Source organism: Rhizobium sp. BR 314 (assembly GCF_047445805.1).
Lineage (GTDB): Bacteria > Pseudomonadota > Alphaproteobacteria > Rhizobiales > Rhizobiaceae > Rhizobium > Rhizobium lusitanum_B.
Genome location: NZ_JARWLA010000001.1, coordinates 216,434 through 229,264, shown reverse-complemented (window position 1 = coordinate 229,264; position 12,831 = coordinate 216,434). Strand labels below are relative to the sequence as shown.

General features: G+C 60.0%; 10 protein-coding genes. 5 read left to right on the top strand and 5 right to left on the bottom strand.

What is annotated here, in order from left to right; all coding sequences use genetic code 11:
• Position 1: 1 nt before the first annotated feature.
• The 5 genes from ureC to ureG all read left to right on the top strand — a co-directional run bounded on the left by ureC (position 2) and on the right by ureG (position 4,829).
• A complete protein-coding gene (gene ureC, locus QD461_RS01105) occupies positions 2–1,714 on the top strand; it encodes an urease subunit alpha (RefSeq protein ID WP_414086099.1) in 1,713 nt (570 codons plus the stop codon).
• A gap of 272 nt (positions 1,715–1,986) precedes the next feature.
• The gene (locus QD461_RS01100) at positions 1,987–2,847 is read left to right on the top strand and encodes a GGDEF domain-containing protein (RefSeq protein ID WP_414086098.1); all 861 of its coding nucleotides are present in this window, start codon (positions 1,987–1,989) and stop codon (positions 2,845–2,847) included.
• A gap of 79 nt (positions 2,848–2,926) precedes the next feature.
• Positions 2,927–3,418, top strand: coding sequence for an urease accessory protein UreE (gene ureE / locus QD461_RS01095; protein ID WP_184702933.1), 492 nt, complete (start codon positions 2,927–2,929; stop codon positions 3,416–3,418).
• 21 nt (positions 3,419–3,439) lie between these two features.
• A complete protein-coding gene (locus tag QD461_RS01090) occupies positions 3,440–4,111 on the top strand; it encodes an urease accessory protein UreF (RefSeq protein WP_414086329.1) in 672 nt (223 codons plus the stop codon).
• 106 nt (positions 4,112–4,217) lie between these two features.
• Positions 4,218–4,829: an urease accessory protein UreG gene (gene ureG, locus QD461_RS01085; RefSeq protein ID WP_184702934.1), complete on the top strand. Its 612-nt coding sequence runs from the start codon at positions 4,218–4,220 to the stop codon at positions 4,827–4,829.
• Between the two features lie 37 nt (positions 4,830–4,866).
• On the opposite strand, the gene QD461_RS01080 is transcribed toward ureG, so the two are convergent.
• From QD461_RS01080 to QD461_RS01060, 5 genes are all read right to left on the bottom strand, one after another.
• Entirely contained in the window at positions 4,867–8,190 is a 3,324-nt protein-coding gene (locus tag QD461_RS01080) for an efflux RND transporter permease subunit (RefSeq protein WP_414086097.1), read from the bottom strand.
• 14 nt (positions 8,191–8,204) lie between these two features.
• On the bottom strand, positions 8,205–9,395 hold the full coding sequence (locus tag QD461_RS01075) for an efflux RND transporter periplasmic adaptor subunit (RefSeq protein ID WP_414086096.1): 1,191 nt from the start codon (positions 9,393–9,395) through the stop codon (positions 8,205–8,207).
• A 390-nt stretch (positions 9,396–9,785) separates the two neighbouring features.
• Positions 9,786–10,754: an ABC transporter substrate-binding protein gene (locus tag QD461_RS01070; RefSeq protein ID WP_414086095.1), complete on the bottom strand. Its 969-nt coding sequence runs from the start codon at positions 10,752–10,754 to the stop codon at positions 9,786–9,788.
• Between the two features lie 57 nt (positions 10,755–10,811).
• Positions 10,812–11,945, bottom strand: a complete 1,134-nt coding sequence (locus tag QD461_RS01065) for an ABC transporter permease (RefSeq protein ID WP_414086094.1) — start codon at positions 11,943–11,945, stop codon at positions 10,812–10,814.
• The gene (locus QD461_RS01060) at positions 11,942–12,829 is read right to left on the bottom strand and encodes an ABC transporter permease (protein WP_414086093.1); all 888 of its coding nucleotides are present in this window, start codon (positions 12,827–12,829) and stop codon (positions 11,942–11,944) included. Before QD461_RS01060 ends, QD461_RS01065 begins: the two co-directional genes overlap by 4 nt.
• Between the last annotated feature and the right edge of the window lie 2 nt (positions 12,830–12,831).

Below are 12,831 nucleotides of genomic sequence, written 5' to 3'. Positions count from 1 at the left end.
CATGCCTTACAGGATTTCTCGCGCTGCCTACGCCAACATGTTCGGACCCACCGTCGGCGACAAGGTACGGCTCGCCGATACCGAGCTGTTCATTGAGGTGGAGAAGGATTTCACGACCTACGGCGAGGAAGTGAAGTTCGGAGGCGGCAAGGTCATTCGCGACGGCATGGGGCAAAGTCAGGTGACGCGGGCGAACGGAGCTGTCGATACCGTCATTACCAATGCGCTGATCCTTGATCATTGGGGGATCGTGAAGGCGGATATCGGCTTGAAGGAGGGCCGTATTGCTGCGATCGGCAAGGCCGGCAACCCGGATATGCAGTCAGGCGTGGACATCATCGTCGGGCCGGGCACAGAAGTCATCGCGGGCGAGGGCAAGATCGTTACGGCCGGCGGCATGGACAGCCATATTCATTTCATCTGCCCGCAGCAGATCGAGGAAGCTTTGATGTCGGGCATTACAACCATGCTCGGCGGTGGCACCGGCCCGGCGCATGGCACACTTGCAACGACCTGCACGCCGGGGCCTTGGCATCTGGCGCGCATGATCGAATCCTTCGATGCTTTTCCGATGAATATCGGTCTTTCAGCCAAGGGCAACGCTTCCTTGCCCGCCGCGCTGGAGGAAATGGTGCTCGGGGGCGCCTGTTCACTGAAACTCCATGAGGATTGGGGTTCGACGCCGGCGGCGATCGACTGCTGCCTCAGTGTGGCCGATGCCTACGACGTACAGGTGATGATCCACACGGATACATTGAACGAAAGCGGCTTTGTCGAGGATACGATCGGTGCCATCAAAGGTCGTACGATCCATGCGTTCCATACCGAGGGTGCGGGTGGGGGGCATGCGCCCGACATCATCAAGATCTGTGGTCAGTCGAATGTCATTCCGTCTTCGACCAACCCGACCCGGCCCTATACGGTTAACACGATCGCCGAACATCTCGACATGTTGATGGTTTGCCATCACCTGTCATCCTCCATCCCCGAGGATATCGCGTTTGCCGAGAGCCGCATTCGCAAGGAGACGATCGCGGCCGAGGATATTCTTCACGATATCGGCGCCTTCTCGATCATTTCTTCCGATAGTCAGGCCATGGGCCGCGTCGGCGAAGTGGCGATCCGCACCTGGCAAACGGCCGACAAGATGAAGCGTCAACGCGGCCGCCTGGCTCAGGAGACCGGCGACAACGACAATTTCCGCGCAAAGCGTTACATCGCCAAATATACGATCAACCCGGCCATCGCCCATGGCGTCAGCCATGAAGTCGGGTCGATCGAAATCGGTAAGCGCGCCGATCTGGTGCTGTGGAACCCGGCCTTTTTCGGCGTGAAACCCGAGATGGTTCTGCTTGGTGGCTCGATTGCCGCGGCTCCGATGGGCGATCCTAACGCGTCCATCCCGACGCCGCAGCCGATGCATTATCGGCCGATGTTCGGGGCCTTCGGCAAGAATCGCACGAATTCCTCGGTGACTTTTGTTTCCCAGGCTGCATTCGATGCCGGGCTTGCCGGCAAGCTTGGCGTCGCCAAGACGCTATTGCCGGTCAGGAATACCCGCGGCGGCATCTCGAAAGCATCCATGATCCACAATAGTCTCACCCCTCATATTGAGGTGGACCCCGAGACTTATGAGGTGCGGGCGGACGGCGAGCTTCTGACCTGCGAGCCGGCGACGGTGCTGCCGATGGCGCAGCGCTATTTTCTTTTCTGAGAAACACTCCGAGCAATCGATTCGGCAGACATGAAGGTTCCGGTTTCCTGCGCCTTCATTGCCTTGTTCGGGTTAGTGCAGCTTTATCATAGGTTTGCGGAGGCTTAGCCGTTCCTCACCTGTTGCTTTGCCCGGGAGACAGGGAACGCGGCTATCGCAGATTGTTCACAAGTTGGGAAATGCCGGGCATTTTAATGATTCGATTAAAGACCTGGAAGCGTCTTCACCCCTATCTCACGTGACTGAAACGGTAGCAGAAGAAGGTGAATCGCATGAAACAATGGATTTCGCTGCAGACCGAAGTCGGCAACTTTCAACACAGGCGTGCGATTTATATTTTCGCGCTTAAGATGAGTTTTACCGCCGTCATCATGTCGCTTGCGATCATGATTGTTATGCTTCCCGTCTTGCAGTGGTTCGATCTTCTGCCATTGCCGATTCTTGAGGTTATGCGTTTCGGCGTCCTGCTGGCATGGATCGTCGGCGGTACGGTTTCCGGCGCGCTGGCGATATTGGCAGGCTCATCGATGCACAAACTCGCCGTTTCCCGCGCCGAGTTCGAACGGTTGAGCCGCACCGACGGGCTCTCGGGTTTGCTCAACCGTCGCGCCTTTACGGAAGCACTGAACGAAGCCGACCATGGCGCTTCGCTGGTGATTTTCGATGTCGACCGTTTCAAGACGATCAATGATCGCTTCGGACATGCTTCCGGCGATGCCGTCATCATCGCCGTAGCGCAGCTGTTCAGGGATGTCTTCGCCGACAACGATGTGATCGGCCGGCTCGGCGGTGAGGAGTTCGGCGCCATCATTCATGGTGGGGAGACCGCCGACCGCATCAGCCGTATCGAGGAGATCAAGGATCAGATCGCCAATCATGCGATCGCCATCGATGGTGGTTCGGTCAAGATCACCATCTCGGCCGGCATTGCCGACATGAGTAGGGAGCGTAAGGCTGAGGGCGTTTACGCCGCTGCCGACAAGGCCCTCTATCTTGCCAAGACACTCGGCCGCAACCGAGTCGTTCATGAGCGCGAGCGGCTCTCTCAGATCTGGCGCCGTTGCGCCGTCGAGCATGACGAAGAGGCTCCGGCGGAATTCATGGAACTGCAGCGCTATGCACTACGAATGTAGCACCTGCTGAGCGGCATTGGCGCTTGCGTGCGAGGCGACTATTTTGCATGCTTCGACGACGTTTCAATCTGGGTCAGCCATGCTACGCGTAACCTCCTACCTACCAGCCGGTACTCCGTCGTCCAATCCGATTGATCGCGTCGTGCTGCCGCATGACCTCAGGCACCTGCGCCGCAAGCTGCTGCATCTGGAGAACGGCGAGATGGTCATGCTCGACCTGAAGGAGCCGGTGCTGTTTGCCAATGGCGATCTTCTGGTGCGCGAGGACGGCGAGTTGATCGAGATCGTCGCTGCAGATGAAAAGCTCTTCGAAATCAAGCCGCGGGATCGCCGTCATCTGATCGAGCTTGCCTGGCATCTCGGCAATCGTCATCTTTCGGCGCAGATCGAGGAGGAGCGCATCCTCATTCTGCGCGATCATGTGATTCGATCCATGCTCGAAGGGCTCGGCGCCACTGTTGCCGAGGTCAGTGAGCCTTTCCAGCCCGCGCGCGGCGCCTATCATTCTCACGGCAGCCATTCGCACGGTCATCACCACGATCATGGGCATGATCATCATTCACATGATTGAGCGCAAGCGAGCAATATGGCGATGACTGATGATTGCGATCTTCGGGCTTTGCTGCGGCTGATGGCATGGCTGTCGCCGGCGTTCCCGGTGGGTTCCTTTGCCTATTCCGGGGGCCTTGAACGTGCCGTTCACGATGCCCTGGTTCGCGACAGCAAGAGCCTGCAGGAGTGGATTGCCGCTCTTATCCAGCATGGCTCTGTTTGGAACGATGCCGTTCTGCTTGCCGAAACGCATCAAGCCGGAGACGACGCGTTGCGGCTCGCGGCCGTCGCGGAGCTTGGCGAGGCGCTCGCCGGTTCGAAGGAGCGTCACACCGAGACCATGCTGCTTGGAGAGGCCTTCCTGTCTGCCGCCGGCGCCTGGCCGCATGCGATCTTATCGCTGCTTCAGGCCAAGACCGCCTATCCCGTTGCCGTCGGGGCCGTAGCCCGAGCACACGATATTCCTCTCAAGAAGACCCTTGCCGCGTTCCTGCACGCCGTTGCCTCCCAGCTGTTGTCCGCAGGGATTCGGTTGGGCATAACCGGGCAGAAGGATGGAGTCGCTATCCTTGCGGCTCTGGAGGATATGATCGGCCATGTGGCGATGGCGGCGGCGCAATCCGATCTCGATGATCTGGGTGCGGCGACCGTGCAGGCTGATATTGCAAGTCTGCGGCATGAAACGCAGGAAACGCGGCTCTTCCGTTCATGACGTGCGCATTCGGCAAAATTTCGCCAACGAAAGTCGTCCTACGTCATTCGCCGCTGTGCGGCGCAGCGATGCTTCGCTATCCTGCCATTTTACCGGAGTTGCGAGTATGAAATCGAGAAATGGACCTTTGCGCGTCGGCATCGGCGGGCCTGTCGGTTCGGGCAAGACGGCACTGACGGAGAAGCTTTGCAAGGCAATGCGCGACGACTATTCCGTCGCCGTCGTCACCAATGACATCTATACGACCGAGGACGCGGAGGCGCTGGTGCGGATGCAGGCGCTGACGTCGGACCGTATCGTCGGCGTCGAAACCGGCGGCTGCCCGCACACTGCGATCCGCGAGGATGCGACGATCAACCTGCAGGCCATCGCCGGTCTGAACGAACGGCTTCCGGATCTCGACGTGGTGTTCATCGAATCCGGCGGCGACAATCTGGCGGCAACCTTCTCGCCGGACCTTGCCGACATCACCATCTATGTCATCTCGGTGTGCCAAGGCGAGGAGATACCGCGCAAGGGTGGGCCGGGTATCACCAAGTCCGACCTTCTCGTCATCAACAAGAAGGATCTGGCGCCCTTCGTCGAGGTCGATCTCGATGTGATGGACCGCGATGCCAACCGCATGCGTCAGTCGCGTCCCTTCGTCTTTTCCGACATGAAGCGGGGCGAGGGCGTCAGCAAGATCGTCGATTTCCTAAAGGAACAGGGCGGCCTTTGAGCCGCCCCGTCATGACTTGATTATCCAATCGCGCCGCCTATTCAGCGGCAAAGGGTGGCAGCCTCAGCACATTCGTGCCCGTCGGCTTGGAGCCGCGGCTGTCCCTGTTTTCCATGGCATCCACGCGCTCTTCCAATGTCGCGAGTGACTGGCGGTTTTCATTGACGGCTGCGGCCAGTCCATCCTTGGTCACCACTTCATCATCCGCGTCCTTCTTGCCGAACAATCGGCCGAAGAGGAAGCCGAGCAGGCGCGATACATCGTCCATGATCAGGAAGAAGGACGGCACGACCACAAGGCTGAGGACAGTTGAGACGATGATGCCGCCAATGACGGCAATTGCCATCGGTGCGCGGAAGGAGCCGCCTTCGCCGACGCCGAGAGCTGATGGCAGCATGCCGGCCGACATGGCGATCGAGGTCATGATGATCGGGCGGGCGCGCTTGCGGCCGGCCTCGATGACCGCTTCCAGCCTTGGCATGCCCTGATGCATCATCTCGATGGCGAAATCGACCAGGAGGATGGCATTCTTGGTCACGATGCCCATCAGCATGAGAATGCCGATCATCACAGGCATGGAGAGTGCATTGCCTGTTATCATCAATGCCAGCGCTACACCGCCGATTGCCAATGGCAGCGAGAACAGGATGGTGAAAGGCTGAATCACGTCCTTGAACAGCAGGATCAGCACGGTCAGAACAAGCAGCAGGCCGAGCAGCATGGCATTGCCGAAGCTCTGCTGCATTTCCTTCTGCACCTTGGTATCGCCGCTTTCCGCCAGATGCACGGTGGCCGGAATCTTGGCTTTGTTGACGATCTCGAGGAAGTGCTCCGATGCCGTATCCAGCGCCACGCCCTGCGGCAGGTCGGCGCCGATGGCGACGACGCGGAAGCGGTTGTTGCGCTTGATGGAGGACAGACCTTCCGAGTAGTTGATGTCGGCGACGGTCGACATCGGCACGGTCGCACCCGTCGATGTCTTGACGCGCAAGGCACGGATGGCAGCGAGATCACGCCGCATGCCGAGCGAAGCCTGGACGCGGATCGGGATCTGGCGATCGTCGAGCGAGATCTTCGCAAGCGAAGCGTCGATATCGCCGATCGTGGCGACGCGCACCGTATCAGAGATCATCTGAGGCGTGATGCCGAGGCGAGCGGCCTCATCCTTGCGCGGATAGATCTGCAGTTCCGGACGCGGCAGCGCGCCGTCGGCACTGACGTTTGCGAGCGCCGGATCGGTGCGCAGCTCGGCTTCCAGAATGCCAACCGCTTGCTTCAGATCCTTCTCGTTGCGCGAGAGGAAGTTGTAGGTCAGGTCGCGATCGCCACGGTCGTTAAGTTTGGTGATGCGCACATCGGGGATTGAGCGCAGTTTCGCGAAGACTTCCTTTTCTACTTCCCATTGCGGGCGCACGCGTCCGTGCACGGTGACCTTCGGCAGATGGGGGCCGATGACGGGCAGCGAGCCGAGGACATCGTTCACCAACTTCTTGACGAGCGATTGATCGAGCTTGCCAAGCGTTAATGTCACCGTGGCGCGTCGCAGCTCCAAATCGCCCTTCGGCGATGCGCCGCCGAGAACGAAGATGCTATCGACGCCGTCGATGCCCTTGACGCGGCGGTAGATCTCGTTAGTCGCCTGTTCGGTGTCGTCGAGCCGCGCGTTCGGGGGAAGCTCGGCCGACAGGACGATGCGCGAAGAATCTTCTGGCGGGATGAAGCTGCCGGGAACGAAGACGATAAGCGCGGCGACCGAGGCGATGGAGAAAGCGAATGCCGCAATCAGCGTGGGATAGCGCGTATACCACTTCCTCGTCGTCAGCCGAACGAGGGCGCTATAGCCGCGCATGAAGCGGCCGTCATTGTCATGGTGATCCTCGACAGCGTCTTCGGCACGCATGAGGTAGGCGGCCATCATCGGCGTGATCAGACGCGCGACAAGCAGCGAGAAGAACACAGAGAAGGCGACCGTCAGGCCGAACTGGATGAAGTACTGGCCCGGAATGCCGGGCATGAAGGAGACGGGCACGAAGACCGCGATGATCGTGAAGGTCGTCGCGATGACGGCCAGCCCGATTTCATCCGCCGCATCGATGGCTGCGCGGTACGGCGTCTTGCCCATCTTGATGTGGCGGGCGATGTTCTCGATCTCGACGATGGCGTCGTCGACGAGAATACCCGTCGCCAGCGTCAATGCCAGGAAGCTGACTAGGTTCAGCGAGAAGCCGATCTGGTTCATGATCCAGAATGTCGGGATCGCAGATAGCGGCAATGCTACCGCCGAAATCAGCGTCGCGCGCCAGTTCCTCAGGAAGAGGAAGACCACGATAACAGCCAGGAGCGCGCCTTCGAGCAGCGTGTGCATGGCGGATTCGTAGTTGCCGTAGGTGTAGTAGACCGCGTCGTCGATCATCTCGATCGAGACGTTCGGATTTTCGGCGCGAACCTTGGAGAGCGTGTCGGCGACCGTATTGGCGACGGTCACTTCGCTGGCGCCCTTGGAGCGGAACACGCCGAAGGTGACGACAGGAGTGCTGTTGAACCGCGAGAAGGACTTCGGTTCCTGATAGGTATCCTTGATCACGCCGAGGTCGGAAAGCTTGACGAAGCGGCCGTTGGTCAGAGCGATCGTTGTATCGACAAGCTGCGCGACGTTGCGGGCGTCACCGAGCACTCGGATTGCCTGCTCGCTGCCGGCGACCTGGCCACGGCCGGAGCCGAGGTCGATGTTGGTGCTGCGCAACTGCTGGCTGACCGACAGCGCCGTGATGCCATAGGCATTCAGCTTGTTCGGATCGAGCTCGATGCGGACCTCACGGTCGGCGCCGCCGTAACGGTCGACACGGCCGATACCGGCCTTGCCCTGAAGGGCGCGCTTGACCGTATCGTCCACGAACCAGGACAGCTCTTCCAGCGTCATGTTCGGCGAGGAAACGGCGAAGCTCTGGATTGCCTGGCCGACGACGTCGACTTTCGAGACGATCGGCTGGTCGATGGTGGACGGCAGGTTGCCGCGAATGCGGTCGATGGCGTCCTTGGTATCCTGGACGGCCTGCTGCGTCGGCACTTCCAGGCGGAAGATGACGACCGTCTGCGACTGGCCGTCGGTAACGGTCGATTGTATTTCGTCGATGCCGTTGATGCCGGCAACCGCGTCTTCGACTTCCTTCGTCACCTGCATTTCGAGCTCGGCCGGCGAGGCGCCGCTCTGCGTCACCGTGACGTTGACGACCGGCACGTCGATATTCGGAAAGCGCGTGATCGGCAGGTTGAAAAAGGAGTGCGCGCCCACGATCATCAGCAGGAAAAAGCCGAGGAGCGGGGCGACCGGATTTCGGATGGACCAGGCGGAGAAGTTCATGGGATCGTTCTCGCTCAGTTGGAGGCTTGCGAGGCATCACGCACGGGCGTGATGCGGTCGCCGTCGCGGACATAGGCGCCGGCCTTGGCAACGACATCCTCGCCCGCCTTCAGGCCCTTGAGGATCTCGATATAGGTCCCGTCCTGAATGCCGGTCTCGACGTTGACAAACTTGACGGCGCCGTTCTCGACCTTACGGGCGGAGGAGCCGTTTTCGTCGGTGTTGACGGCGGTCAAGGGCAGGGCAACGCCTTCTTCCTGGCGAATGATGATCTCGGCGCTGCCATACATGCCGGCGCGGGCCTTTTCTCCGTCATCGATCGAAATGTGCACCGCGCCGAGGCGGGTGACGGAATCGACGATCGGGGCGACGAGCCGGATGGTGCCGGCAAGCTTTTCGCGGCTCCCCGACAACGAAATCCGGGCCTTCTGCCCTATGGCGATCTTGGTAATGTCGCTTTCGGAGACGTCGACCACCAGTTCGAGCTGGCTGTTGCGGATGATGGTGAAGAGCGGATCGCCATTGCCGTTGGCGATGGCGCCGATGCGGGCATTGCGCGAGGCGACCGTGCCGGCGACGGGCGTCTTGATACCGGTGCGGGCCAGCTTGAGATCGGTATCGGCGATCTGGCTGTCGATGACTTTGAGGTCGGCTTCTGCCACCGCAATCGCCTGTTCGGCAGATACCTCACGCGCCTTGTTGGCTGCTGCCGCCGCATTTGCCTGCTCGACAGCGGAGGTCGACATGGTGCCCTTGGCGCCCATCGTCACGGCGCGGACACGCTGCAGTTCCGCTTCCTCGGCGTTGGCGCGAGCCTCCGCAAGTTGGGCGCGTAGCTGGGCAAGGCTTGCTTCGCCCTTGGCTCGTGTGGCCCGCATCTGGCTCTTCTGCAGCACCAGCGCGTCGTCGTTGAGCGTGGCAAGCGTGCTGTTCGCACCGACCTTGTCGCCGACATCGGCATTGAGCGAGCGGATCGACAGGCCATCGACCTGTGGCTGGATGTAGACTTCCTCTACAGCCTTCACTGTACCTGTCGCGACGACCTTGTCGGTCATCTTGCGCATCGCGGCGGTGGTGATGACGATCGCTGGCAAGTTCTGTTTTGGCGTGGTAACGACAGGCTCTTCGGCCATCGCCGCGGGCGCCGCCAGCAGGGAAAGCAGGATTGCAGTCGTGTTCAGCAGTCTAAACGGCGTGGAGGCCATGCGTCCGGTTCCAGTTCGGCAATTGGTCAAAAGGGGTTCGCTGTTTCCGTCGCGAACACGGGGGATCAATGCATGCGAGCCGGGTACACCCGGCGGATCAACATCCGTCTGTCATGCCCTGCAGGTCCCTCATCTTAAAAACGCTCTGTAAATGGGAGCGGATTTCAAATTCCGCAAGATCACGAGAAAATGATTTCGCGGGTATTTCTATCGCTAACAACCATGCGAAGCAATCACGGCATTGTGATGTCGGAACTCGAATAGTTGATGGTGACCGGTTTTTAGGCAAATGTTGCGGCAAAGCCAGCTTTTTGTTGCCGCTGTTACAAAATGAAAAAAAACGCGCGGGGGATGAACCCAGCGCGTTTCCATTGCTGCAGATAGAAAGAACTATTTCAGAGCTGCGTCCGTGATCTCGTGCGTATAGGCACCGGTCGGCTTCTTGTTGATGATCTTCTGATCGAGCAAGGCTTCGACCGTACGATCATAAGTCTTCATGTCGAGCTTGCCGCTGCCGATCAGCTTGGCGACTTCGGCCGTCATGCGCTTCTGATGGTTCTCGTCCTGGCCGCCATTGTCCATGACCATTTCGGCGGCTTCGTCCGGATGCTCGACGGCATATTTCCAGCCCTTCATCGAAGCGCGGACGAACTTCACCATATCGGCCTTGAACTTCGCATCCTTCAACTTGTCTTCCTTGACGTAGAGACCGTCTTCCAGAAGGTCGTTGCCGAGCTTGGTGTAGTTGAAGACGGTGAGATCTTCAGCCTTGAAGCCGGCATCTAGCGCCTGCCAGTATTCATTATAGGTCATGACGGAGATGCAGTCGGCCTGCTTCTGGACGAGCGGCTGCACGTCGAAGCTCTGCTTCAGTACGTTGACGCCGTCCTTGCCGCCATCGGTCTTCAGGCCGAGTTTGTGCATCCAGGCGAAGAAGGGATATTCGTTGCCGTAGAACCAGACGCCGAGCGTATGGCCCTTGAAATCCTTCTCTGTCTTGATCGGGCCATCCTTCGGGCAGATCAGTTCCAGGCCGGACTTTTCGAAGGGCTGGGCGATGTTGATCAGTGGCACGCCCTTTTCGCGGGCAACGAGCGCACCGCCCATCCAGTCGACGATGACATCGGCGCCGCCGCCGGCGATGACCTGCTCAGGAGCGATATCCGGGCCGCCCGGCTTGATCTCGACGTCGAGGCCTTCCTCCTTGTAGAAGCCCTTGCCCTTGGCGACGAAGTAGCCGCCGAACTGGCCCTGGGCCACCCATTTCAGCTGCAGCGTTATCTTGTCGGCGGCCATTGCGGTCTGGGCGGCCGCCAGCGTCATTGCACTTGCCATCAATGCGAGCATCATTTTTTTCATGTCTTCACCCTTTTTTCCCTCTGAAGTTATGCCTTGATCCCTTGAGGAGACCCCGGATTACGTCTGCCCACCGCGGATAGACGGATGCCAGAACGTCGTCATTCTCTCGATAATGGCGACGATACCGTAGAAGACGGAGCCTGCGACCGCGGCAACCGCGATCTCGGCCCAAACCATGTCGACATTCATCCGGCCGATTTCGGTCGAGATGCGAAAGCCCATGCCCGACATGGGTGTACCGAAGAACTCCGCCACGATGGCACCGATAAGAGCCAAGGTCGAGTTGATCTTCAGCGCATTGAAAATAAAGGGGGCGGCAGCGGGCAGGCGCAGCTTGAACAGCGTCTGCCAGTAGCTCGATGCATAGGTGCGCATCAGGTCGCGCTCCATGTTGCCGGAGGCGGCAAGTCCGGCCACCGTGTTCACCAGCATGGGGAAGAAGGTCATGATGATGACGACAGCGGCTTTGGATTCCCAATCGAAACCGAACCACATGACCATGATCGGCGCGACGCCGATGATCGGCAAGGCAGAGACGAGATTGCCGATGGGCAACAAGCCGCGGCGCAAGAAGGCGACGCGATCCGCAAGGATGGCGACGACGAAGCCGCTGGCGCAACCGATGATGTAGCCGATCAGCACCGATTTGAAGATCGTCTGCTGAACATCCGTCCACAGCGTCGATACGGAACCGGCGAGCCGCGTTCCGATGGCGCTTGGCGGCGGCAACAGAATGAAGGGAATGCCGGCCCCGCGCGTGGCTGCTTCCCAGATGATCAGGATCCACGCGCCGAAAATCGCCGGGATCAGCAACCGCAGCGTATAGCTGCCGGCTGCCGAGCGCGACCGAATGGTCGACAGGATGGAGACGCAGCGCCAGGCAAGCAGCCAGGCCGCGGCGATCAGAAGGAAAAAGGACGCCTGCGCCTTGCCTTCGTTGCCCGAGATCCCCGCCAGCAGCAGCCAGGCGGCGGCATGGGCTGCGAAGAAGAGAACTGCAGCGCAAAGGGCCTCGGACAGCTTCGTGAAGGAAATAAGCGCGGCCGCGGCAATCAGAATGAATATGACGAAGGTCGTTCCGCTGCTGACCGGCGCTGCTGCATCTGCCGCAAGTAACGGCAAAGCAGGGATCGCGGCGAGACAGAGAAGAAGACAGACCACGCCCTGCCAGGAGAAATGAAACTGCTTCATGCCGTTCTCCCTCCCATCGAGCGATCGACGATGCGGGCCGCGACGCTGACGATGGCGACGAGGATCGCCGCCAGAACCGAGCCTGCGACAAGAGCAGCCCATATATCGATCGTCTGGCTGTAGTAGGAGCCGGCCAGCAGCTTCGCGCCGATACCGGCGACGGCACCCGTTGGAAGCTCGGCAACGATGGCGCCGACAAGACTTGCCGCTATCGCTACCTTCATCGAAGTGAAGAGGAACGGGATGGAGGCCGGCACGCGCAGTTTCCAGAAAGTCTGCGAAGCGCTGGCATTGTAGGTCCGCATCAGGTCGAGATGCATGACTTCCGGCGAGCGCAACCCCTTCACCATGCCGACCGCGACGGGAAAGAAGGAGAGATAGGTCGAGATCAGCGCCTTCGGAATGAGGCCGGTGATATCGACAGCCGCGAGCACGACGATCACCATCGGTGCTATCGCGAGGATCGGCACCGTCTGCGATGCGATGATCCAGGGCATGAGGCTGCGGTCCAGCGCGACGACATGGACGATGCCGACCGCGATCAGGATGCCGAGAACGGTTCCGAAAGCGAAGCCGACGGCGGTGGAGGACAGCGTGACCCAGGCATTGTAGACGAGGCTGCGGTTGCTCGTCGGAGCGCGTAGGAAGGTGTTTTCGAAGACGTTCTGCGCCACTTGATGGGGTGCGGGCAGGATCGGCTTCGGCTGGGCCAGCGTCTTGCCGATGAATTCCATCGTCGTCGGGTTGACGTTGGCGCGGCGATCAAGATCGCGCTGGAACGGCGCGTTGAGGACGACGGCGAAGACATACCAGAGGACCAGGATCGCAAAGACGATCGTTCCGACCGGCAGGAACTTGTGTTTGAAGAATTGCTCCTTCTCCATCC